Origin of the sequence: Sphingobium soli, assembly GCF_020782245.1 — a bacterium.
Lineage (GTDB): Bacteria > Pseudomonadota > Alphaproteobacteria > Sphingomonadales > Sphingomonadaceae > Sphingobium > Sphingobium soli.
This window is the reverse complement of record NZ_JAJGNP010000015.1, coordinates 1-23664: the sequence shown is the minus strand read 5'-3', so window position 1 is coordinate 23664 and position 23664 is coordinate 1. Positions and strand designations below refer to the sequence as shown.

Annotated in this window: 25 protein-coding genes; 13 read left to right on the top strand and 12 right to left on the bottom strand. The window is 61.8% G+C overall.

Annotation, left to right across the window (positions count from 1 at the left end):
- Positions 1–199: 199 nt before the first annotated feature.
- The 6 genes from LL253_RS15415 to LL253_RS15390 all read right to left on the bottom strand — a co-directional run bounded on the left by LL253_RS15415 (position 200) and on the right by LL253_RS15390 (position 6706).
- Positions 200–832, bottom strand: coding sequence for a tyrosine-type recombinase/integrase (locus LL253_RS15415; protein ID WP_228227711.1), 633 nt, complete (start codon positions 830–832; stop codon positions 200–202).
- Between the two features lie 244 nt (positions 833–1076).
- Positions 1077–2210 carry a methyltransferase gene (locus tag LL253_RS15410; RefSeq protein ID WP_228227710.1) on the bottom strand — a complete coding sequence of 378 codons (1134 nt, stop codon included), beginning with the start codon at positions 2208–2210 and terminating at the stop codon, positions 1077–1079.
- Complete coding sequence (locus LL253_RS15405) at positions 2210–3166, bottom strand: hypothetical protein (protein WP_228227709.1); 957 nt, start codon at positions 3164–3166, stop codon at positions 2210–2212. Before LL253_RS15405 ends, LL253_RS15410 begins: the two co-directional genes overlap by 1 nt.
- Entirely contained in the window at positions 3150–5024 is a 1875-nt protein-coding gene (locus LL253_RS15400; RefSeq protein WP_228227708.1) for an ORC-CDC6 family AAA ATPase, read from the bottom strand. The genes LL253_RS15405 and LL253_RS15400 overlap by 17 nt, the downstream gene beginning before the upstream one ends.
- Positions 5021–5941, bottom strand: a complete 921-nt coding sequence (locus LL253_RS15395) for a phosphoribosyltransferase-like protein (RefSeq protein WP_228227707.1) — start codon at positions 5939–5941, stop codon at positions 5021–5023. The genes LL253_RS15400 and LL253_RS15395 overlap by 4 nt, the downstream gene beginning before the upstream one ends.
- Before the next feature lie 417 nt (positions 5942–6358).
- A complete protein-coding gene (locus LL253_RS15390) occupies positions 6359–6706 on the bottom strand; it encodes a sigma factor-like helix-turn-helix DNA-binding protein (RefSeq protein WP_228227706.1) in 348 nt (115 codons plus the stop codon).
- Between the two features lie 584 nt (positions 6707–7290).
- Between LL253_RS15390 and LL253_RS15385 the strand changes: the two genes are divergently transcribed.
- The 6 genes from LL253_RS15385 to parT all read left to right on the top strand — a co-directional run bounded on the left by LL253_RS15385 (position 7291) and on the right by parT (position 14634).
- Positions 7291–7857 (top strand): RNA polymerase sigma factor, encoded by a 567-nt coding sequence (locus tag LL253_RS15385; protein ID WP_009823899.1) that lies wholly within the window; start codon positions 7291–7293, stop codon positions 7855–7857.
- On the top strand, positions 7850–8848 hold the full coding sequence (locus tag LL253_RS15380; RefSeq protein WP_228227705.1) for a FecR family protein: 999 nt from the start codon (positions 7850–7852) through the stop codon (positions 8846–8848). The genes LL253_RS15385 and LL253_RS15380 overlap by 8 nt, the downstream gene beginning before the upstream one ends.
- Before the next feature lie 85 nt (positions 8849–8933).
- A complete protein-coding gene (locus LL253_RS15375) occupies positions 8934–11504 on the top strand; it encodes a TonB-dependent receptor (RefSeq protein ID WP_228227704.1) in 2571 nt (856 codons plus the stop codon).
- Complete coding sequence (locus LL253_RS15370; protein ID WP_228227703.1) at positions 11504–13585, top strand: Atxe2 family lasso peptide isopeptidase; 2082 nt, start codon at positions 11504–11506, stop codon at positions 13583–13585. The genes LL253_RS15375 and LL253_RS15370 overlap by 1 nt, the downstream gene beginning before the upstream one ends.
- Before the next feature lie 87 nt (positions 13586–13672).
- A complete protein-coding gene (parS, locus tag LL253_RS15365) occupies positions 13673–14152 on the top strand; it encodes a type II toxin-antitoxin system Prs ADP-ribosylating antitoxin ParS (RefSeq protein WP_228227702.1) in 480 nt (159 codons plus the stop codon).
- Complete coding sequence (gene parT / locus LL253_RS15360) at positions 14149–14634, top strand: type II toxin-antitoxin system Prs ADP-ribosylating toxin ParT (protein ID WP_228227701.1); 486 nt, start codon at positions 14149–14151, stop codon at positions 14632–14634. Before parS ends, parT begins: the two co-directional genes overlap by 4 nt.
- Positions 14635–14716: 82 nt before the next feature.
- On the opposite strand, the gene LL253_RS15355 is transcribed toward parT, so the two are convergent.
- From LL253_RS15355 to LL253_RS15330, 6 genes are all read right to left on the bottom strand, one after another.
- Positions 14717–16474, bottom strand: a complete 1758-nt coding sequence (locus tag LL253_RS15355; RefSeq protein ID WP_228227700.1) for an asparagine synthase-related protein — start codon at positions 16472–16474, stop codon at positions 14717–14719.
- A complete protein-coding gene (locus tag LL253_RS19945; RefSeq protein ID WP_228227699.1) occupies positions 16474–17094 on the bottom strand; it encodes a lasso peptide biosynthesis B2 protein in 621 nt (206 codons plus the stop codon). The genes LL253_RS15355 and LL253_RS19945 overlap by 1 nt, the downstream gene beginning before the upstream one ends.
- A gap of 100 nt (positions 17095–17194) precedes the next feature.
- Positions 17195–17329: a benenodin family lasso peptide gene (locus LL253_RS15345; RefSeq protein ID WP_137709742.1), complete on the bottom strand. Its 135-nt coding sequence runs from the start codon at positions 17327–17329 to the stop codon at positions 17195–17197.
- Between the two features lie 123 nt (positions 17330–17452).
- Positions 17453–18085 (bottom strand): GntR family transcriptional regulator, encoded by a 633-nt coding sequence (locus LL253_RS15340; protein WP_228227698.1) that lies wholly within the window; start codon positions 18083–18085, stop codon positions 17453–17455.
- Positions 18086–18094: 9 nt separating this feature from the next.
- Positions 18095–18514, bottom strand: a complete 420-nt coding sequence (locus LL253_RS15335) for a helix-turn-helix domain-containing protein (RefSeq protein ID WP_009823909.1) — start codon at positions 18512–18514, stop codon at positions 18095–18097.
- A gap of 238 nt (positions 18515–18752) precedes the next feature.
- Positions 18753–19172 (bottom strand): hypothetical protein, encoded by a 420-nt coding sequence (locus LL253_RS15330; protein ID WP_228227697.1) that lies wholly within the window; start codon positions 19170–19172, stop codon positions 18753–18755.
- A gap of 289 nt (positions 19173–19461) precedes the next feature.
- Here LL253_RS15330 and LL253_RS15325 point away from each other — a divergent pair, with 289 nt between their 5' ends.
- The 7 genes from LL253_RS15325 (at position 19462) to LL253_RS15295 (ending at position 23620) form a co-directional block, all read left to right on the top strand.
- A complete protein-coding gene (locus LL253_RS15325) occupies positions 19462–19764 on the top strand; it encodes a hypothetical protein (protein ID WP_228227696.1) in 303 nt (100 codons plus the stop codon).
- Complete coding sequence (locus tag LL253_RS15320) at positions 19761–20543, top strand: DsbC family protein (protein ID WP_228227695.1); 783 nt, start codon at positions 19761–19763, stop codon at positions 20541–20543. Before LL253_RS15325 ends, LL253_RS15320 begins: the two co-directional genes overlap by 4 nt.
- 186 nt (positions 20544–20729) lie before the next feature.
- On the top strand, positions 20730–21074 hold the full coding sequence (locus tag LL253_RS15315; protein WP_228227694.1) for a hypothetical protein: 345 nt from the start codon (positions 20730–20732) through the stop codon (positions 21072–21074).
- 126 nt (positions 21075–21200) lie between these two features.
- Positions 21201–21467 carry a type IV conjugative transfer system protein TraL gene (locus LL253_RS15310; protein ID WP_228227693.1) on the top strand — a complete coding sequence of 89 codons (267 nt, stop codon included), beginning with the start codon at positions 21201–21203 and terminating at the stop codon, positions 21465–21467.
- Positions 21468–21475: 8 nt separating this feature from the next.
- A complete protein-coding gene (locus LL253_RS15305) occupies positions 21476–22111 on the top strand; it encodes a type IV conjugative transfer system protein TraE (protein ID WP_228227692.1) in 636 nt (211 codons plus the stop codon).
- Positions 22095–22862 carry a type-F conjugative transfer system secretin TraK gene (locus tag LL253_RS15300; RefSeq protein WP_228227691.1) on the top strand — a complete coding sequence of 256 codons (768 nt, stop codon included), beginning with the start codon at positions 22095–22097 and terminating at the stop codon, positions 22860–22862. The genes LL253_RS15305 and LL253_RS15300 overlap by 17 nt, the downstream gene beginning before the upstream one ends.
- 89 nt (positions 22863–22951) lie before the next feature.
- A complete protein-coding gene (locus LL253_RS15295; protein ID WP_009823917.1) occupies positions 22952–23620 on the top strand; it encodes a hypothetical protein in 669 nt (222 codons plus the stop codon).
- Positions 23621–23664 lie beyond the last annotated feature (44 nt).

Below are 23664 nucleotides of genomic sequence, written 5' to 3'. Positions count from 1 at the left end.
CAGCACCCCGACGATGGTGTGCCTCCTTACTGAGCCGCCACTAGGCGGCCCGGGCGTCAGCAATCGTTAGGTCCCAGGTTCAATAAGATTTGGATGTCCGCTTCGGAGCGAAGGGAAATCGCTATCGAAAGGCAAAGATTGGCGCGTAGCCGCTACGCTAAGGTTCTGGCTCCTCACACTGGCAAGGAGCCAGCAGACCTCAAATTTCGGTGCCTTCGGCCAGCGTCAACGCGTCCTCTACGTCAACTCCAAGATAGCGGACCGTGCTCTCGATCTTAGTGTGCCCAAGCAAAATCTGGACTGCACGGAGATTGCCGGTCGCCTTGTAAATGATCGATGCCTTGGTTCGGCGCAGAGAGTGAGTTCCATAGTCTTCGCTGGGCAAACCAACTCCTGTTACCCATTCGTCGACGAGGCGCGCATATTGCCTTGTGCTGATATGGGCTGCGTGATCGGTACGGCTAGGAAATGCGAATTCCTCCAACGATCCACCTCGCAGTTCCAGCCACTTGAGCAGGCTGGCGCGAGCATCGGTCATCAGCTCAAACTGAACCGGTCTGCCGGTCTTTTGCTGTACAACCGTGGCCCGTGTTCGAATTTTCCGATCACAAACGATGTCGCTGATCCTGATCTTCACCAGATCGCATCCACGAAGCTTGCTGTCGATTGCGAGATCAAAGAGGGCACGATCCCGGACCCGCCCATGCTGGTCGAGAAAGAAGCGAATCGCCCATATCTGCCGGGGCTTGAGCGCTCGCTTCGCGCCGACCTTACGTCCAGCGTTCCAAGACACCCGCTCGCGAGCAGCGGGATCAAATTCTGATAATCCCATGACACTTCTCCTGTGGCCCTGACGGCCATAGGTATAACGCTTCAGAGAAGGGACGACCCTTTATCGCCATTTAGCCGCGCGCTTCGGATTTCTAAAACCGGACATTTTCTAGAGCCTCAGCTAACGACCCGAACTGGGGCTTTTGCTGACTGACCGCCTTGCGTTCTAGAAATTGAGAAAGAAGCCAAAGCGCTTAAGGTAGGCCTCGGTCCATACGACAGGATCGAGGAGCAATAGTAGCTGGCTAACCCATGACTCCGACCCGCACGCTTTCAACATTTGCGGCGCCTGCGGACCGATGTGACTTTCCCTTTTCGTCGGAAACGCGTGCACTTCCTGCTGTGACAATGGTGCTAGAAATTCCCAGCCGAAGTAGCGCAGCAGCGAGGCGTTTGAGCGTCGTATATGGCGCGCAACTGCCGCCGTAGGCGGATTTCAAAGTCTCCCAATTAGCCGTGAGCAACTCGAACAGGTCAGCCTCCCTTCCTCTTGGGAAGGTGCGCATAGCGATGACGCAATCGGACAGTACCGCTTCGTGATCAGGCAGGAGTACGATCTTGCCCTTGGCCGGACGTCCTACCCGTGAGATCAGCACCGCTGGGCCTTGCACGCGCCGCAGTTCGCCCGCCGCTCGCCTTTCCGACGGCAGGAGAATGCCTTCGCGCATGTCTGTGGTGTGAATAAACCGTGGGCCGGTCGCCGCAGCTACGTACTCGTGCATAGACACCGAGCCACGCGAAATCTCCACCGAGAACGGGCGGAGCGAGACGAGCACTGGCTTTTCCTTTGCGCACTTCGCCATGCAGTTGTGCGACATGCGCAATACCACGACCGCAACGGCGTGAGATTTGAACGCCGCCCTCCTGATGTCGCCGATCTGCTCAACCGATCCTGACTCTTCCAGCGCAGCAAGCAGCGCGGCGTCCCGTTCGCTCACCATCACCGACGCAGGCAGGATCGCCACAATCTCGCCGCCCGGAGCGAGGAAGCGCAGAGCTCGCGCAGCAAATGCAAGAGCCTTGCTTGCATGATGGGTTACGCCCTTAACATCGACGGTGTGGCGCGTATTTCCTCGGCTGGAGAACGGTGGGTTAAGCAGGATCAAGTCGAATAAACGACCGGTTAGCGCACCGTCGCTAGACTTTGCGAGGAAGTCGTGCTGGGCGCTGATGCACCCTGGAACCAACGATTTGATGGTCTGCACGGCCTGCACATCAACATCTGAACCGAACAGGCTTGCGTTAGGCCAGCGCGCGGCAGCCGCGCGCAGCAGAGCTCCATCGCCGGCGGCGAAGTCGGCGATCGAACGCGGAGCGCCCCGGGATACCGCAGCCGCCACGAACTCGGCCAAGTCCGGAGGGGTGTAGATCGCATCCATCAGGCGGCAGCTTTCCTGATCGGCCGCAGGAAGTCCGATACGCCGTAGACGAGGCATCGGGCGGTGCCAGTGGTGCGGCCCACCTTACGTTTCACGTTGTCGTAGACGATCTCCACCTCTTCCGCGTGTGCCAAAGCGAAGAGAATCGCGCCGAGCGCGTGGGGTTTCGTTCCGATCAGCCCAACCTTGATCTGCTGGCCGGGATAACGATCGCGGATGTCCTCAAGCGCGTAGAACAGGCTAAAGGGACAGTTGGAGCGGGCAAACCGGAGGTTCCGCGCCGCCTTGTATTTCTCGAGCGGCGTTGCGTTCCCGAGATAAGCGTCGAGCGGGTAGTGGGGACGAAATCCAGGCACCCCGATTACTGGATACACCTTCTTTGCCAAGGGCTGTACCTCATTGAGCATGTGCGAGAACCGAACACCCTCAAAGCCTAGTAGCGGCACAAAGCAAAACTCGTCCTCAGCGCGGTCGTCGAGTGACGCGAAGAGCGGGATTGGCGCAATGCCTTCGATCCGATCACTGAGGTCGAAGATATGGCCTGCCTCGGGCGCAGGCGACTCGTTGTATGTGTCGGGCTCCAGATAGATGACCCGAAGCGGTCGCCCGGCCTCGATGCAGATCCGGACGATCGGCGCCCAGGTCGCATGTCCCAGGCCTGTAATGTCCAGGTAGACCACGCCGTCGCCCAGCGCATTTACGAATTCCTGAAGTGGCGCGCGGCGCCTCGTCGGGACGCGCTCGTGTCCGACGACGTTGGTCTCGAAGGTCCCGGTCTCCCCTTCCCGGATTTCGACAAACTTCACGCTTCCGAAGCGGCGGGGCAGCGATAGCGCAAACTCGCTGCGGGGCTCTGACGTGACGCCGTATATATAGCTCGACCCGGGCGCTGGTTCGAATCGCGCCGGATCGTCATAGTCACGCGTAAAGAGGGGGCGCTCACCGATCGGCGTCATAGAAACCTTCGAAAAGCCGTAGCTGGTCCGGCAAGGGATAGTTGCCCTCGCCGCGGTTGTTTTGACGAAGGATTTGCCTGATGCCGACCTTTGGCTCGCGGACCAGTGCCATCAACTGATTGGGGGTGAGTTTTAGCTTGCGCTTACGGCGATAGCTGAAGACGAAAAACGCCGAATAGATGGGGTGGACGGAATAGTCGTACCCCTTGAGGTCCAGATCCATGCGCTTGTTGGCCACGCTCCGGACGAGCGCGAGGTGCATGACTGCCGCCGCAAGGAGCTGCTCCGCATCGCCCAGCGGGGCGTCATCTGGCAACGAGAATTGCGTGACCTCCGGGGTGTGACCCTCCGGTTCGCTGGCAAGCACCTCGAAGACTCGGCCCAGTCCTAGCAGGAGCTTCGTTAACTGCGCCCCGTGCACCGACAGCCCCTCAAGCTCGGACAGGTTCTTGCGCCCGACTTGAGTGGCTGCCAACGTCTGCAGCTCCGGGCGTATTGGATCACCGATTGAGCTGCCCCCGTCCCGCCGTTGCAAGAGAAGGGCCTGACCAACTAGCTCAAGCAGGTAGCGGATGTTGCCGCCTGCCATAAGCGTGTAGGTGCGCCAACCGGCGTAGTACTTCCGTATGCCGGGCCTGCGACGCCTGAGCGTGAAAAGGACTGCGAACCTGTAGTTGCCGAGCCGGTCGTCCCACGACTTCGGCTCGCGCGCGCGTTCCGCGAAGACGTCCGCGATAGGAATCTGCTGAGACCGGGCCCAAAAGTCGACCACCGACAGGTCGAGGGGCGGCATCTCTCTCGCCTCGTCCAGCCAACCGGGACATTCGATGGCGACGGCCTTCAAGATCCGCTCAGCGTGATCCCGCACGTTGAGAAGATCCGCCTCCTCGTCCGCTGTCAGGCCCGGGAGAATGCGCGGGAAGTCCAACCCCGACGGGAAGCCCTTCGACGCCTGGGCGCGAAGGTTGCAGACCTCTGTGGCAAAGGTGACGAACTGCTCGCCCTCAAGTCGCTGCTCGATGTCGATACGCTCATAGTCCGCGGGACTGACGAGCTGCTCGTTCTCGTTGAGCGTGCTGCGCTTGCGCCAGCCCAGATCGCGCACGCCAACTTTGAAGGTATAATGGGATCCACAGTGCTTGATTAGGGTGTTGAGGACCGCTTGCTGGTAGTCGAGCAGGTTCTCAAACTCGTCAACGATGAAAAACAGATCCTTGCCCACGAACTGAGGCAGTTCGAGAACGGCTTGGCATAGGTCGTCGATCGCCTGACCCTGCAGCGATAGGGGCGGCAGCGCATCCGGATCAAGGTTGTTGAGGAAGGCTTCGAACCGCCGACGCCCCTTATGCATGCTCAGCAGTAGTTCGGCCTGATCGGTGGCGGGATCGAGGTAGAGCGCATCGGCCGTGTCTCGGCAAACGGCCGCCGGAAGCGCCGCTGGGGTCGGCGCGTGCTCCGCATGCCAGTTAAGAAACTCCACCACCTGACCGCAAAATACGAGGTTTAGATAATGCGCGAACACGCGCTGCCATTGGCGGTCGCTGAGTTCCTCCCCGCGGAATGCGGTCACTCGGTTTGTGTTCACGCGGTAGTAGAAACCGTAATACGGCCAGGTGGATATCTTCGAACTGTCATGCTTCTCGAGCTCGAACTTGCCGTCATACGACAGGCATCGAAGCACGGTTGTCTTGCCCGTTCCCCGACCGCCTACAAGCACGCAGGGGCGCGGCGTCTCAAGCTCGGGATAATATGCCGGCTTGGTGAAGACCTTAAAAAGTGCGTCTTTCAGCCATTCCGCCCGGTAGATGCCGAACGGATCGGTGATTGCCTCGTCATCGATGGCGGGTTCGTTTGTCATAGGCGCTGCACCAGCGGCCTCCAGCCGTTTCGGTCGGTGAAGAAGATGGGCAGATTGGCGTCGGGAACCGAATGCTGGAACGCGAGCGCGAGCCCGAGCTTATGGAATCCCCGCCAGTCCTGCTCGCTGCCGTCCTCCGCGCCGTAACCAAGTCGACGACCGATCGCTTCGATCAGCGCGATGCCCTCGTTCCGAATTGCTTTCGGCCACAGCAGGGATTCGGGATCGGCGAGGGAGTAGCGACTTGGAATGATGTTGCCTGCCGAAACCGTTACAGAGGGAACACAGCGGCTTATCCGCTTTAGACCATATTCGGTGGTCATGGCATTGCAGTAGAAAAAGCTGGTTGGCGACCGCGCGGCGAGCGCCTTGAACGAGGCCGTGCCGCCGCCGGGAAGGTCATACTGACGCTGCCAGGTCTTTACGAACTGCTCACCCGAACCTACGAAGTCGTCAACGAACACGACCGGCCCAGAGAAGCCATCAGCCAGCATCGCGACGACTTCACGTGGCTCCCTGAGCTGGTCCTGATCGATTCCCAACGTCTGCCGCGCCTTCCGCGCGAAAAGCCACCCGCTGTCGGACGGATTAGGGTTTTCGCCCTGAACGATTGTAATTAGCGCCCGGTTGCAGAATCTGCGCCACCCTTCACATACTACTCCGGACTCGGGCCATTCCTCGCCGAACAGTACGTTAGACAGGTTCTGAAACGCCGATCGGAATAGCTGATCGACAAGATGATCCGCGAGGAAGGTGAACCGGCTCAGGAGGACCAGAGCAAAGGGACGCTCCGCAATGGAGAAGTTAGACAGCCAGCCTTCTGGATCGATCTTCGTCTGCTCCCAGGCGTTAAAGTCGACCAGTCTTCCGCAGGCCTCCAACACATTGATCTCATCAGGAAAGGCCGCAATAGTCATCCCGACTGATCTAGCGTAAAATCTCGGCAGCGTAAGCCAGTTTTGCACATCCGATCGCGTTCGACATAGCGCTAACGATGTCTAGCTTCGTGGCTACTGATAGCGGCGAGGCGCCCGCGCGACCAGGCGTGCCGGACTCACACCCTGATTATAAAGAGCCTGTGTCCACCCAGTAGTAGCCGCTAGGCCTGCAACTGGACGAACGACTGCTTTCAGGAACGCCTACGGCTGGGCTAAACGTTGCAATTTGACGCGCAAAGCGGACACAGCGCTTGTCATTCGGGATGTCTGTTATCCTACTGGCGTCGGTCCAAAGCTGACCGAGCCAAATGTCCCAGTCTGTGCCATTGATGTGGGAGGCGAAGGCCGTGGTCGCGCCTGAAATGCTGATCCGGGTTGGTGCATGTGCGAACGGGCTCAGCGTATTTCTCGACACTCCGCCACGATCGAGATCGCTCGGCGAAAATGCCAGCAGACCCGCGCCTCGCTGATACCGAACCGACGTGACACCTGCGCGACGCTCATCCTGCGTCCGACCACTGCCTTGAGTACGGCCCGCGTTAACGGTGGCATCTGCGCCAATGCTTGCCTTATCCGCGCGCCTCCCTCGCCGCCTCCCGCACCGATTGGCTCGGCCATTTCGCGCGGACCGCTCCTTTCAAGATAATGTTCGATCCGCGCGGCACAGCGCTGGTCGCCAGCCAGATTTCGTAATCTTACAATGACACCAGTGACGAGCCGGCGGGCATGGAGGGAGATGGGCATGAGAGGCACTCCACAGGAATGGATTTCGTCCCCTTCCCAATTCTCCCCTCCCCTTCTGCGCGGACCGATGATCCAGTTCATAGAGCAACCGCCATCCTAATGGCCGATGAGGCATGTCCCTGGGACCGTAGCCTGCCGTCATCCCTCCTGCCCCCTCACCTCCCTTCGCAACTACGTCCTGCGCGGAAGCGATCGCAACCCGAAGGGCCGGGATCGGCGCAGCCGAGCCCGGCCAGCGAGGCGGCACGCCGCGCTGGCAAGAGCGCGATGCCCGCGCAGCGGGCAGCCGCCCTCATCCCTCCGTTCGCCGCCCTTTCGCCCCGCGTCGTTTCCCAAAAACGTCACAAATCCAGTCTTTAGGGTTGCGCTCCTCCGTTATTCCGGCACATTGGCCTCGCTTCCGGAAAAAGCCCGGAAGTGGGGCTTAGTAACCTCTGCATATACAGCTCGGTCGCAGTTTCACTGGGCCGGGTGGCATGCGCGCATGTCCAGCCGGCAACGGTAAAGGCGCATGCGCCTGTGTGTATGCCAGGTTACTAACATCCGGCTTTGGCCGTCGCCCCGAGAGGACATAGGTGCGACGAATGGGTCAGGGCGAAAGTGAAGGTCGGCGGATCGACCTTCAGATTGTGAGCAATGATACCGGCGAGCGGTTCAGCTTCACCGACTTCTATCGACGGGAGAAGCCTCGCCTCATGCGCTTTTTCACGCGCAAGCTCGGCAACCGTGCTGATGCCGACGAATTCAGCCAGGAGACGCTGACCCGCTTTGTGCGTGCCGCCCCGCATCCCTCGCTCGGAAGCCCTCGCGCCTATCTGACACGGATTGCGACCAACCTGCTGCGTGACCATGCCGAACGTGGCTCCACGCGCCTCTCACGGCAGCTGACTCTGCTGGAGGATGGCGTAAATGCGATTTCCAGCCTTGATCCTCATCGTGACGTTCAATCACGTCAGGAATTGGCTCGCTGGACGGCGATCCTCCAGCAACTGCCTCCCCGCACGCTCGAAATTTTCCTTCTCAATCGGGTGGAAGGCTGTAGCTACCGGCAGATCGCATCGGATCTCGGAGAGCCACTTTGGGTCGTACAGAAGCATATGCTCAAGGCCATTCGGCTCATCGACCGTCAGCGGGAGGCGGACAATGACTGAGGACCACGGCGCAATTACGGCGCAGGACCGCCGGGCCGCTCAAAAATGGGTGCTGCGGATGCTCGATGAGCCGGAACGTCACGCGCAGTCGCTCGCCGATTGGATCTCGGAAAAGCCGGCTCGGCGGCAGCTCTATCTTGACCTGATGAACGATGTGCAGGCCGCCGGCCATGCCGGCGGGGTGCTCGATTTGCCCCCTCCCCGGCTTCAGGCGCAAAAGCCCTGGTGGATCAAGCCAGTCCCAGTCCTGGCGGCTGCGTCTATCCTGGGCCTGCTCATAGCCGCGAGCATCCTCTTCCAGACCATGCGCACTCAATCTCCGCAGATGGCAGGCGCCGAGACCCCAGCCGCCTTTGTTACGAAAGTGGGGGAAGTGCGAACCGTCAAGCTCGCCGATGGAAGCCAAGTCGTCCTTGATACCGATACCGCGATCTCCGTGGCGATGACGCCGGACCACCGCGACATCGCCCTGAAGCGAGGTCGCGCCCGGTTCATTGTTGCCCATGATGCCGAGCGTCCGTTTTTCGTCAAGGCCGGCGGCATGGAGGTGCGCGCGACCGGCACGGTCTTCGACGTGCTATTCCGAAACAATGTCGCGGTGCATCTGATCGAAGGCGGCGTAGAGGTGGAGTTGGCCTCTCAGCAGACACAGCCTGCCAGAAAAATTCTGCTCCGGCCCGGCCAGATTCTGGCCTTCAGCCATGGACATGAGCCGCAAAGCATTGTCATTCCTGCGCGCAGGTCTGACGAGCAATGGGTGAACGGCGTGAAGAGTTTCGACAATGTGCCCATCAGGGAAGTGATCGCGGAAGCAAACAGCTACAGCGATACCAGGATCGAGTTGATGCCAGCGAGCCTGGGCGACCGGGAGATATTCGCGGACATCCACATTCGCGACATTGAGCGCGTGGCGGAAGCGATCAGCGGGTTTCTGGACCTCGACATCGATCGCACCGAAAAGGGCAGATTGATCCTCAGCCCCAGAAAATAATTCAAGCGCCCAGCTTCAAACCTCTCTCGCCCCGTCTTCTGGTTTTGAGCCTCGCAAAGAGGCGGACCAATCAAGGGGGCAGAAAATGGGTATGGGAAAGTTTGCGCTTCTGGGCAGCGCCGCGATCTGCGTCAGCATGGTTGCGCCACAGGCCGGGGCGCAGGAAGCGAAGAAAAGCTATGATCTGCCGGCCCAGGAACTCGGCGCGGGTTTGCGCGTCATCGCCAGGGCCAACGACTATCAGCTCGTGGCTGATCCCAAGGCGCTCCAGGGACGCCGCTCGCCCGCGCTGACCGGCGAATTCACGGTCGAGGAAGCCGTCACCGCCCTGCTTGCACAATCAGGCCTCAATGCGGACATCAGGGGGCGAACCATTTACCTCCGGGGGCGAGCAACGCCGTCGCGCGAGGAGGTAGAAGGCGCGGCGGACAACCAGCTCTTCGTTACTGGCTCACGCATTCGCGGCGCAAAGCCCATGTCTCCGGTCATCGCTGCTTCCCGAGAGAAGATCGGGGACCTCGGCTATACGGACCTTGGCTCCTTTGTCCGCAGCATTCCGCAGAATTTCAGCGGCGGGCAGAACCCGGGCGTCATCTCCAGCGTGCAGACCGGCTCGGAAAACACCACATCCTCCTCCACCCTCAACCTGCGCGGCCTCGGCGCCGACGCCACGCTGACACTTTTGAACGGCCATCGGGTCGCATATGATGCCGTAAGCCAGGGGATCGACATTAGCGCGATCCCCCTGGCAGCCATCGAGCGGGTGGAGATCGTCGCGGACGGCTCATCGGCTCTCTATGGGTCCGACGCGGTGGGCGGCGTCGCCAACATCCTACTCCGCAGGGATTATGACGGCTTGCTCACCACCGCCCGGTTCGGCGCCGCGACAGATGGCGGCGACGTCCAGCAGCAATATAGCGCCGTGACCGGACGCCAATGGGAAAGCGGGGGATTCATGATCGCCGGCGATTTCAGCAAAGCGACGGACATCACGGCGTCGCAGCGCTCCTATATGCGATCGCGCCAGTCCAGCATGACCCTGCTTCCGTCCCAGCGGCAGGTCAGTGCGGTGCTGGCGGGCCATCAGGCGCTTGGCGAGGTCGTCGAATTCGAGATCGACGCCCATTATAACCGCCACAAATCGGTCGCCGCCCTGCCCTACAGCGCTACCGCCAATGTGACGCAGAGCGGCATCATCAGTCGTCCAGAGATCGAAGGCTATTCCATCAGCCCGTCGGTCAAATTCAGGCTTCCCGCGGGGTGGGAAGTCACGGCCCGCGCCACCCGCGCCATCAGCGACAGCAAGATCATTGCGGAAATCTATTCGGGAGGCACCGCCTCGGCGGTGAACCATGTCCAGTACAAAAATGATCTATGGTCGGCCGAATTCAGCGGCGAAGGCCCGCTTTTCGCGCTGCCGGGCGGCGATGCGCGGCTCGCGGTCGGCGCGGGGCTTCGCTCCAACGGCCTCGACGCATCGATCACGCGCGTCACCGCAACGGCCACCACGTCCCTCCTCAACTATCATGATGGCCAGACGGCGACCTTCGCCTATGGCGAGCTCTTCCTGCCATTGGTCGCCGATCGCAGCGCGGTTCCCCTGATCCGATCGCTCCAGTTCTCGGGCGCCGTTCGCTATGAGCGCTATGACGAGATTGGCGGGCTCGCGACCCCCAAGATCGGCATCAGCTACCAGCCGATCAGCGACCTGACGCTCAAGGGCGCCTGGGGAAAATCGTTCAAGGCGCCGACGCTGAGCCAGCAGAACACGGTCCGGCAGGGCGTGCTTCTCTTCCCGGCCTATTATCTCCCCTCGCCGCCAACGAGCCGGAATGTCCTCCAGATCAGCGGCGGCAGCAAGGATCTCGAACCCGAAAAGGCGACGACCCTGACCTTGACGGCGGAGGCAAAGCCTCAAAGCATCCCCGGCCTGCGGCTTGAAGCCAGCTACTTCGATGTCCGGTACAAAAACCGCGTGGTTCGCCCGATCGCCGACAGTTCCCAAGCCTTCAAAGCCGAATATGCCGACCTCATCCTCCTCAACCCAACCCTGGAACAGGTTCTGGCTGCGACGGCCAATCTCCCTTTGGGCGTCCAGAACCAGACAGGCGGCGCTTACGACCCTGCCAATCTGGCGGCTATCATCTTCAACCAGCTTCAGAACGCCGCCAGGCAGCATATCCGAGGCGTCGATGCCTCCGCCTCCTATGAATTTTCGGCAGGAGAGAATCAGTTCCACCTCGAAGCGAGCGGCAGCTATCTCAAGAGCGATCAGAAATTGAGCGCCAGTCAACCGACGATCGTGAAGGCCGGCCGGATCTTCAACCCGCCGCACTGGCGCGGTCGCGCGAGCGCCGGATGGAAGCGTGGACCGATCGGGACAAACCTCGCCTATAATTATATTGGCGGTACGGACGACACGCGAACCACGACGACCTACAAGGTTTCGGGCTTCCACTCGATCGACGTCACGATCAGTTGGGAACCCGAGGGGAGCGGCTTGTTGGGCGGATGGTCCTTCCTGCTTTCCGGGCAAAATATCCTCAATGAGAAGCCCTCGACCATCCGCGCGACGGCAACCAACCCTACCTATGACGCCACCAACTATTCCAGCATCGGGCGCCTCCTGAGCTTCACCGTCTCAAAGGCCTGGTAATGCTCATTTCCCTTGTTCTGAGCATATCCGGGGCAGGTGCGGCCGCAGTCCCGGCCGCACCTGCATCACAAGATTGCGCCCGCATCCTGCAGCCCGACGCGCAAGCCGGCAGCCCTCGTCCCATCTCGGATCACGACCTCATCGAGACGTTGGATCTTGGACCCAATGCCGCGATGGAATCCGGTTCCTTCTTCACCCTGTCTCCGGACAATCAAAGGGTCGCGGTCGGCGTCCGACGCGCCAGCGTGGCAGGGGACAGTTACTGCACCGGCATCACCCTTGTAGATCGCGACGGAAACTCGGCGTTGATCGATTCTGGGCCGGGCGTCGCCTTCTTTCGCTTCGAAGATTTCTACGGAACGAATGGCTTCCCGTCGGGGATCACACAACTGATCACGCCGAGATGGTCGGGCGACGGAAAGCGCCTCGCCTATCTCAAATTCATCGACGGACGGCTGCAACTCCGCCTGTGGGATGAGCAACTGAATGCCCGGGCCATCGGCGCCGATCCGCAGGATATCGTCGATTTCCGCTTCAGTCGCGATGGAAGCATGATCATCTACAAGGTCCGCGACGGTTCCGCTCAGGCAACGGCTTTGCGCCGGGAATCCCGGTCGGGGCTCCACTATGATGATCGCTACTTCCCGTTCGCCTCGGCCTGGCCCTTTCCAGGCGGCCACCCCGCTTATGTCTACAAGGCCGTGCGCATCAGTGACGGTGACATCCGCGCGGCCAGTGACGAAGAGAAAGCGTTGCTGACGGCACCGATCGAGGAATCGCAAACCACAAAAGGCGTTCTCGCGACAACGGTGCGGGATGACAAAGGGCTCGATCATATCACCGCTGGTCCGGCAGGGAAGGAAAACCGCTGCGAAAGCAGCGCCTGTACTGAGGTGGAAGGTGCGCCCTGGTTCTCTTCCAAAGGCGCCGTGCGCTACGTCCGGCGCGAGGGCTGGGCGAAGAATGAGATGGCGATTTATGAATGGAAGGTCGGTTCGGCCGAACCCCACAGGCTCTATGCGACATCAGACCTGCTCATCGACTGCAAGCCGATCGACGATGATGTCCTATGTGGGCGGGAAGGCCCGACCCACCCACGCTATCTCAGCCGTATCGACCTGCGCACCGGGAAATCCGTCCCTCTGTTTGACCCGAACCCGACCTTCGGGACGCTGAAGTTTGGCAATGTCGAACGGCAGCTCTGGCGGAACGATCAGGGCATCGAATGCTTCGGAGATCTCGTCTATCCGCCCGACTATCAACCCGGACGCCGCTACCCGCTCATCGTCGTGCAATATGAGAGCCGCGGCTTCCTTCGAGGCGGTACGGGCGATGAATATCCCGTCCAGCTCTTCGCCCGCGCGGGATATCTGGTTCTAAACGTCCAGCGGCCGCGCTCCCCGCTTTACGGGCTGGGCCTCTCATCGATCGAGCGACAGCGGCGGCAGAATGACGGCTTCATGGAGCGGCGAAGCATATTGTCCGCCATCGAAACGAAGGTCAGGCAGCTCATTGACGCCGGGGTCGCCGACCCGGAGCGGATCGGCATCACCGGGCTCAGCGATGGATCAACGACCGTCCAATATGCAGCGCTGCATAGCAGTCTGTTCAAGGCCGCGGTGGTAAGCGGCTGCTGCTGGGAGCCCTCTCAAAGCTGGGTGCTGGGGCCTTCCCTCCAGCGCCACTATGAAAGCCTCGGTTGGCCGGCCTCCCCTGAGGACAAGCCGCAAATGTGGGGAGACATTTCGCTCGCCCGCAACGCCTCGCGAGTCGCCTTTCCGATCCTCATGCAGGCCGCCGACGGCGAATATCTCGTGGCTTTGGAAACAGTCAGGGCTCTGCGGGCCGCCAAGCACCCGATCGATCTCTATGTCTTCCCCGATGAAGTCCACATCAAGCGTCACCCCGCTCATCGAGCGGGCATCTACAAGCGGAACCTGCGATGGTTCGATTTCTGGCTGAAGGGCAAGCGTCCGGCCCCATCGGATGACGATGCACCAGAAGTCGATCGCTGGGCCGAGATGCGGCGGGCGGCTCAGGATCAAGCCGCCGCCGGAGAAAAACGACCGGTCGGCAGCTGATGGGCGGCCGATGGCATGGCTGCCTCCACCGACTTCCTTGCGAACGATGCTCAAAGGATCTATATAAATGCTCAAAGGAGCATTGCCATGTCCGAACTCGAAACTGGCGCGCGCAAGCCGCAGGGGAAAGGCACGCCCCCCTTTGCCTATAAGGCGCTGTACCGTGCCTCGCCAGTCGATCGAATCGGCGTCATCAAGAAGGGCGTGGCGGCCAGCGACCTGAAGCGCTTCATCGCCGCCTTGCATGTGGACCAGAAGGTCATGTTCGACGCGCTCAATCTCAAGACGGCCACCGTGAACAAAAAGGCGGCGAACAACCAGCCGCTCTCGACGGAAGACAGTGAACGGGTTCTGGGCCTTGCAAAACTGGTCGGCCAGCTCGAAGACATGGTCGAGGAATCGGGCGAGACGGATGGGTTCGATGCGCCCGAATGGCTCTCGTCCTGGCTGCGTCAGCCTCTCCCGGCGCTGGGAGGCGTCAATCCGATCGATCTTCTCGACACGATGGAGGGACAGGCTGTCGTGTCCCGCGCCCTCGCGCAGATCCAGAGCGGCGCCTTTGCGTGACGACACGCTTCTGGAGAATCGCGACCGACGCCAGGACTTATGAAGCGGACGATCTGTCAGGCACCGGAGCCAAGATCACCGGGGGCCGGTGGAATGAGGTCGGCGTCGCCATCGTCTATGCGGCGAGCAGCCGGGCACTCGCCTGCCTGGAGACGGTCGTTCATCTGAACTCGGGTGGGTTGCCGCTCAATCGCTACCTCGTCGAAATCGAGGTGCCGGACGAGGTGCTGGCATCAGCGGAGGTCGCGACACCCGGCAATCTCCCGGTCGGCTGGGATGCCGAACCGGCGGGACGGGTCAGCATCTCATTCGGATCGCAATGGGCGCAGAGCCAAAGGACAGCGCTGCTGCTCGTCCCTTCCGTCATTGTGCCAGAGGAGAATAATCTCCTCATCAATCCCGCGCACCCCGATGCCAAGGGGATCAAGGCCCGGAAAGTGCGCAAATGGCTCTATGATCCAAGGATGATCCGCAAGGCGTGATCCTCTCCGGCGACGTGTCCAGAGCAATCGCCCCCCTTCGCGCGCTTGACACTCGATGCCCGGAGTTCCCGTCATTGGCCGTTCAAGCGCCAGCCCCGTTCCAGCGCGCGATCCAGGCCTCCATATCGAGGAGGGTGAGCAGCCGGACATAACTCAGTCCCATGGCCGGTCCCCGCGCCAGCGCTGCCTCGATCGCAGCGCCGTTCAGAAGTTTCCGACGCATGAGTTCGCCGTCCAGCAGCCGCTCACGCACTTCATGGTGGTTGCGCTCGATCACCTCCATCGCAAAGCCACTTGGACTTCCCTTACGCCGCCGGTCCCGAACCAGCGGCGGGAGGCGATCATGATAGGCCCTTCGCGCGATGGCACGATCCCGCCCGCCCTCAAGCATTTTCCAGGTCGGAATGGCCAGTGCCGCTTCGACCACCGGTTGCGACATGAGGGGGTTGACCATCGGCATCCCATGTTCGCGCAGATAGCCTTCAAGATGGTTCTGGACCCGCAGGAGGAAGGCGATTTGCCCGGATTTACCGGGACGCGAGCGCAGTTGCTCATCGAGCCAGGGGTGCCGCAAAGGCTTGGCTTGCAAATCCGCCATCACATCGTCGGCGATGGCCTCGCCATTGCGGACCCAATTGTAGGGCCGACGCATCAGCGGGATCGCGCGCAGCGCTTCCCAGGCCGCTGTCGGCAACGACGTCTCGGTCACCTTCGCGATATTGCGCAGCGTGGCGAAAGCCTCGCCACCGATGCCCCGCGCATGGATGCAATCGAAAAATGGGCGGACCGAACTGCTGTTGTAGAAGATATTGTCGCCGCCATTTCCGGTATGGACGGCATCCGCCCCGCAATCGCGCGCCAGGCGCATGACGAGGGCATGATAGGCCACCTCATGAATCTGTCCAATGGGCTTGGGAAAATGTCTGGCAACCGATCGGGAGAAATCGATATCGCCATGATCGTAGAAGCCTTCCAGCAAGGGCGCACCGACCGACGAGGCCATGGCGCGCGCATAATCCCGCTCGTCGCCGTTGCGATTTTCGGTGACGAGTGTGACACACTGGAAAGGCGTCCCGGCCTTTGACAGGCCAGCCGTGACGATCGAGGAGTCAAGCCCGCCCGAAAGGGTCGAAAGGATCGCGCTGGAGGTCGAGGCCCAGGAAGCGACGCAATGATCAATAGTCCTGCGCAGGCGTTCAGCCGCCGCCTTGCTGTCCCATTGTTCGGCTTCCCTGACATGATCCCAGGGTGACCAGAAGCGCGTCACTTCCTGTTCCCCCGCCTTCAACAGGACGGAGGTGCCGGGCAGCAATTCGTGGAGGCCTTCGATCGCCGTCGCGCTATTCGGCAGATCCTTTGCGATCAAATATCGCGGGATTTGATCCCAGGCGATGGCGCGCTTCAAAAGGCCGGCTTCGACCAGGAGATCGACATCCGACGACACGGCCCAGCCCGTCGGCATCTGGAGAAAATAGCAGGGCATCGCACCGCCGGGATCTCGCGCGATTTCCATCATTCCCTCGCGTTCTGTGTGCAGGATATAGCCGCCCCAATATCGGTCGCGCAGCGTCGGCAGGACCGCGCCGGTTCGCATCTCCTCCTGCCACGGCTTGTCCTCCATGGTGATCGGGAAGGCCGGGCCATGGCGCGGAAACAGCGTTCCGATCACCGCGCCCGAACCGTCAGGCAGCGGCAAAACAAGGTCGGGCGCGCTTGTCCAGATGATGCCTTGCCCAATGCGCGTGCAATATCGAAGACCCGTGCGCTCCTGAACGAACGCCTGCCTGCGCGGCAGAGCCTCTTCATTCCAATCGATCAGGATCAGGTAACGCCCCAGCATCAGATCGCCAGGATCGGCTCGAAGGGCCGGATATTCTCCAGCCGATCGTTGAGGACCATGTCATCGGCCTGCACCCAGCAATGGGCGGAAAAGGGCGATGCGCTGACGCCAATGACCAGCTTTGCGCTGAGGCCCGCGGCGAGCAGGACCTTGAGAAAGGCGATCGAGCGGGGCAGGCACTGCCCCCGTTGCGGCAGCAACCATGAACTGGCGGCAAACGCTGAAGCCCAGCCTGTCCATTCCGGGTCCGCGCGACCGGCATGGTCGATCTCGACGCACCGCGCGCGCCGCTCGATCTGCGCGATGACGAGGCCGAACTCCCGGACGCGCAGGCGAATGATCGCGCTGATCTGCGCTCGGATGAAAGCGAACCGCTGCCCCATCGATCCCGTCGCGGGATCAAGCGGCACTTCGCGCGACGCGCAGGGAATGGAAACCGGCTGCGGCGGCGAATCGATTTCCTCGTCTTCAACGAGAATGGCAGAAGCGACCAGATGACCGAGGTCGGACCCGGGCGCCTCGCCCATGACAAGCCGCCGGAACACCAGATCCCATTGCGGCTGCAGGCCAAAATAGCGGTCGGCCGCGACATCGAGGAAGATCGCGCGCTGCCCTGTCACGCAGAAGGACAGGCCATTTCTCAACCTGTATCCCATTTCGGCTCTCCGACGCTTGCGGCCATCACGAAAAGACGCGCGCCCTCCGGCGCGCGCCCCTTGGTCAGTCGTCGGCGATACCGAGCTGGCGGACCTGGCCGCCGATATTGTCGGAATCGTCGAGCGCTGCGCCCTTCGTTTCGACCGATGCGACGCCGAGATCGACGACGCTGTCTTCATGCTCGTTGATGTTGTTCATCTTCATCTCCATCAGTTCACCGCAGTCTTGCGGCAGGACTGATGCTATTGAAGCAGAGCCATATATCCGATCTTATAAGGTGCCATTTTGACAGCTTATAAGCTTGCAAATGGACGGAGAATTTCAGTCCGCAATTGATGCCAGAAGCGCGGCGCTCACGATTTGGTCTACACGCGCCAGGCGACGCTTATGATAGTGGGAGATTGCCGTTCGGGTCGCACGTCTATTTCCTTCGCAAACGATGGTCCATACTTCCCGCAATTCCTCGGCCTGCCTGTTCACCACGCTTTCGCACCGCCTCAATGTGTGAAGACGTTCGCCAACGATGCTGACCGCATCGAGATGTTCGTCATTGGGCGAACAGGCGCAAATCTGGGTGAACAGATCGGCGCTGGCAGCGGCGATGCGTTCGGGTTCGGCTATCTCATCGTCAAGAAAGGCTGGTGGCGGCTCGATTCGTTCGAATTTCACCATGACCTTGAGCGCCGCTTCGAGAATATCTCCGTGCCAACTGTAGAGATTATAGGCTCGCTGCCGCGTCAGGGGCGGCATGGCGAAGCCGCCTCCGCCCTGCATCGCGACCAGTCGCTCGCCGACGAGACGATGGAGCGCGTCGCGAACCGGCGCGATGCTGGTCCCGAAGCGCTCCGCGAGAGCCAGCACCACGAGCGGCGCTGCCGGCGGCTGGTCACCGCGCAGAATCAGCAGCTTGAGTTCGCGATAGACGCGATCGGCGATGACGGTTTCGGGCGCCATGCGGGCTGCCTATGCCGATGAGCCGGTGCCGGCCGGGCCGCGCCCGCCGTCGGACGGCTTGAGGAAAGTCCGCAGGTTCAGGCCGGAAATGAATTCGATGCAGAGCTGTTCGAGATCGCGCATGTCATCGAGAAAGAAATGGCGGGGAAAGTGCATGTGATGCTCCAGAAACATCATGGGGATGAGGAGATGCGCCGCCGACAGTCCGAGGGCATGGGCGCAGGCGATATGATCATCGAAACGGGACTTCGGGTTACCCGATTCGATTTCCCTGAGCCACCGCACACCGATCCCGACATCGGCGGCAAGTTGCTCTTGCGTAATGCGATGGCGCCTGCGCCGTTCTTCAATGCGGCGACCTGAGATCGACTTGACCTCGGCCAGTATCGACGCCCCTTCTTCAAAGGCGCCGCTTTGAGATGAGGTCATCAGGTCCTCCCTGATCGCGTCTCAAAGCATCCATGCACATTCCGATGACCCAAGATTTGGGTGAAATATGCCGTCGGTCAAATTTTATCGGTACCATTTTGACAGTTGGCGAGCCGCTTGGGTCCGCAAACAGACGGTCAAAATACCCGAATTGAGGAAGCGATGCCGCGTCGCCACCCTAACTCATGGTGGAGGGCCCGCCCCACAAAAGCGGCCTGACGCGCCGTTCGACGCCCGGTCAGTCTTGCTGAAAAGTGTCGGGAAGCCGTCGAAAGGCCCGCGCCAGAGCCCGATCCTCGCTCGCCGCCATGATCGCAATGGCGGCGACATGGAGTTTGGCGACCGTCGGGCGCGCATCGATATGGTCCGAGGCGGCGATGCGTTCGAGAATGGCGCCGGCAAAAGGTTTCAGCTGCGCCGATGCCCCGACATAATGTTCTTCATTCCCCACCAACTTCTTGAGCGAGGGCATGGTAAGTTCCGCGACTAGCTCGTCCGTGTCCACAGATCCCATCAGCAGGAGCGCGACCGATAGCGTCGCGCCATAGGGAATGAAGCTCCTGGCGATCCGCGCCAATCGATAGTGGCACGCGAGGAACAGGTCGGTGCCCTCGCTCGACAGGTGCAATCTGTAGGTCCTCGATCGGTTGCCGACCATGGCTCAACCCCTTTTGTGATTCGCGCGACCACCCCCATGCTACTGACGGGCGTCGGTGAATTTGAAGGCGTGTCCTGATCAAAAAACCGGCACTGAAATGCCGAAAGCGGCATTGAGATGCCGATTCCGGTACTTCAGTGCCGGTTTCGGCATCTCAGTGCCCTGCCCATTGCGGATGCCCGCAAGGTTGGCGCACCACCGGCTCATCCCGACATGGGCTGGCGCGGCACAGATCCGATTTCGAGTTTGAGCGTCCATCGCCAGCCCATGGAGACCCGCACGAGGCGCAATGCTTCGTCATGCATTGGAGACGATGATGATGTCGGCCAATCGACCGGCGATCGTGGCTGGACTGTTCCTGTCCGGCCTGATCACGAACCCAAGCGCAGCGGCGCACCCAAAGCCCGGAACTCCGGCAGCGCTACCGTTGAAGCATCTCGACATAGCGCAGGCGAACGGAGATTTCTTCATTCGCCCAGACGCCACCTCTCCGGTCGAACCGCGTCCTTCGTTGCAGCTGGGCTCCAGGGTCAGGATCGATGCCGACCTGCTGAACTCCCCCGCTTTGCCCCTGAAGGAGATAGCCCGATGAAGAGGCCTTCCCGCAATCTTTCCGCAGTCCTCACCTGCGCCGCCTTCCTCCTTCCCGGTGTTGCGGTGGCACAGCCGCAACCGGGCGAACCGGCGGACCTTGCCGCGGCAGCCCGCGCCGCCGAACAGAGCCTTCATCAGAGCTTTGCCAATCTCCAGTTCGAGGATTTCGGGCCGGCTCCGATCAAGGGGCCGCTGTACCAGGCGAGCGCCGGCGGTCGCATCCTCTATTATGCGCCGCAGAGCGAGCATCTGCTGTTCGCCACCATTTACGACAAGAACGGCGTCAACCTGACCGCCCTCGCCCAGGACGCGAGCGCGCGGAAAAAGCTTGGGATGCTCGAGCCTTCCCAAGCCCTCACCATCGGACCGCCGGGCGCGCCGACCGTCATCGAATTCACCGATCCCGACTGCCCCTATTGCCGCGCGCTCGATCGCTTCTGGGCGGCGAAGGCCGCCGAAGGAAAGCCGGTGCGTCGGCAAATCTATTTCGTGAGCGGCATCCACCCGCAGGCTGCGTCCAAGGCCGAGCATATCCTCTGCTCGAAGGACCAGGCAGGCGCCTTCCGCGCCACTTATGCCGGAGAAGCGCCAAGGCCACTGGTCACATGCAAGGAGGGTGCGGCACGCGTCGCCAGGAATGCCGAGGCCGTCAAAGCCATGGGCATATCTGGGACGCCGACCCTCATTCTCGACGGCCGGGTCATCTCCGGTTTCCAGCAGGCCGAGATCGAGGCCTGGCTCGACGAGAAACAGGTGCCCAAAAAGCCGCCCAGCTGATTTCCCCCAAATTTGGCGGGCTCATGGCGACAGGCGCAAGCGCGCCGACAGCCTGAGCAACAGATGCCGGCGACAGGGCCCTGTTTTCAAGGAGCCACCCATCCCTTCGCTGGCCGTCAACGAACACCCGCGTCGGTGCCGGCAGGCATTTTCATGGGGAGGCTCCTTATTGCCTGGAGAAGAGCCATGCTCAAACTTGCCTCACTGCCTGCCCCCTCCCGCAACCGGATGCGCAGCCTCTCTTTTGCGTCGGCCGATGCCGTGGGAACCCTGCTCATCGCGATGACCCTGGCATCGGCCGCCCACGCCTTCCAGGCGCCGGCCGCCGGCGACCTTGGCTACGATATTTACGACATCGTGGTGAACCAGGGGGTGAAGGGGCCGCTCGGCTTTGTGGGCGGCGTCGCCGCCTTCCTGTTCGGGGTCAGCCGCCTCTTTTCCAACATCATGATCGGCATCCCGACGATCGTCGCCGCCGTCTGCCTCATCCGGGCGGATTCCATCCTCCAGACCTTCGGCATGATGGTCTGAGACCCGCCTGAAACAGGGACTGGCGCGGGCTTCTTCATCGGTGCCCGCGCCGGACACGAAGAGCGAATGGTCGCTCCTCGTAACAATCACGCCTGGTCCAGGCGTGATGAAGCAAGGGAGAAGGACGTGGACGAGAGACTTCCCCAATTTCTGCACAAGCCGGTCCAGATTCTCTGGTTCGACGCGCAGGAGTTCATCCTCGTGGTGTCCACCATTTTCGTCGCCGTCATCGTCGGCGGATATGTGGGCTGGTCGCTCCTCGGCGTCCTTCTCCTCTTCATTCCCTGGAAGCGGACCAAGCCGCGCGGCTTCATGCCGCATCTCGCCTGGCGCTGGGGGCTGCTCAAGCTCCCCCGCTACCCCGGTCCGGCCCAGACCCGCTTTTGTGAGTGAGGACATCCATGTTCGGCAGATCATCCGCCCGAGAACCAAGCGACCCCTTGCTGGAGAAGCCCGCGAGCTTCGGCATCCATCGCTATCTTCAGGGTTCGTCCAACCTCTTCGAGGAAAACCGGCTCCTCAAATTCTCGATCGCAGGCCTGTTCGGCATCACCGCGATGCTGGGGATCGCCCTCTACACGACGAGCCAGAACCAGCGCACGATCGTCGTCCCCTTTGGCGCCGGCGGCGATCTCTATGTGACCGGCGGCAAGCCCTCGCCTGCCTATCTGCGCACCATGACGCGCAATATCGTCTCGCTTTCAGGCACCTATTCGGCGCTCTCGGCCGACCGGCAGTTCCAGGAATTGCTCAGTATCGTCCACCCGACCGCGTACAACGGTATCCGCGACAGCCTGAACGCGATCCTCGACGAGCTCGCCAATAATCCGACGCTCTCGATCGCGACCTACATCCGGCCCGACCAGCCGGTCACCTGGACCGATCGTCAGATATTGGTCCCGGTCGAGAAGGTCCGCGTGATCGGCGGCGTCATCCGCAAGTTCCGGGGCAATCTGCGCATCCGCTACACGATCGATGCCGGACGCTTCTGGCTCCTGTCCCTCAGCGAGGAGAGTTTCGATGCCGAACTTCGGTAAGCGCCTCTGCGCGCCCGCGGCACTCATCACCGCCTGTCTTCCGGTCCCGACATTCGCGCAGGCCATCATGGCCCTGCCCGACCAGACCAGCAGCATCCGCCTCTCCAATCGGGACATCAATCATCTGGTCTGCCAGGGCGGCGAGATCGAGGACGTCAAATTCTCGGCCGAAAAGGCGATCGCCGTCGAGAAGGCCGGCGCCGACGCCTGGGTCAAATTCCTCGTCAAGGAAAGCGACGATGCGGGTCAGGTGACCCGCAGCTTCGTCACCACGCCTTCGGAATTCTTCGTGACCTGCAACGGCGCGATCTATCCGCTCTATGCCGAGCCCTCCGACATGCCCGCCCAGACCGTGACGCTCGCGCCCGGCGCCAGCCAGCGCGCTCGCGCCAATGGCGAATTGCTGGGGCCGCTGGTCGAGGAGGAGCGCGCCGTCTCCATCACCCTCTCGATGCTTCAGGATCGCGTGCCGGCGAGCTTCACCGAGGTCGCCGTTTCGCCAAGGCCGCTTACGCTCAGCGCCGCGCCCGCGCTGCGCATCACCGAACGCCGCCGCGTCGCGATCGAGGGCACGGGCCTTTCAGCGTCGGAATATTGGATCGAGGCGAGCGCCGATAGCGACATTGACGAGCGGCTGTTCCTCGGCACAGCCATGGGCGCGCGCATCTTCAGCGTCACCCTTGATCGTCTGTCGCTGCGCGCCGGCGAGAGCGCTCGCTTGATCCTGCTGCGCCGGGGAGAAGCGATGTGAGTGGCGCCGACGACAAAACCCCCGGTAACACAGGTGCGGGTAGCGGTGATCCCGCTTCGCCTGCCGCCCCCCAGCGGAGACATGCCGGAATGCAGGGCTATTCCCGCCCGCCCAAGAAGGAAGGCCTTGGTGACAACGCAAAGGACGGCGGCGCGCAGAATGGGAGCCGCGGCCCCGCGCTCCTCGACCTGAAAGCCCGCTGGGCGGCGTTAAGCGCCCGCCAGCAGTTGCGCGCCCGTCAGGCCGGTGTCGGCGTGGTGATCGCGATGTTCGGCTACGGCCTCTACACCGCCTCGAGCGGGTCAAAGGACGAAGCGCCGACAGCACCGGCGGCGTCGCGCCTCGACATGGGCGCGGGCCTGCGCGGCGACAGCCTCGAGACCAAAGTGCGGGGCGATCTCAAGAAAATCCTCGACGGCCAGGCGCTGCTGGGCGACCGGGTCACCGCGATCGAGGAGGGCAAGATCGCCCCGGGCTCGCGCTCCACCACGGACGCGGCAGAAGGCGACCTCCCAAGCGCCATGCCCGGCGACATCCCGGCTTTCCCACCCAGTCCCAGCGCGCATGAACTGGAGAGCGCCGATGGCAGCCTGCCGCCCCCGCCCATCCCTTCAGCCCCTCCCGCGCCGCCCGCTCCGCCGGTCGAACGCCAGGTCGGCTCGATCGGGACCGCAACCACCGCACTCACTGCCGACGCGGGGGACAAGGGGCCGAACGGCGTTAAAAAAACGTATGGCCCGCCCCGTTTGCAAGCATGATTTTGAGGTGATCTGATCAGTCTGCGTCAACGTATACGGTCTCA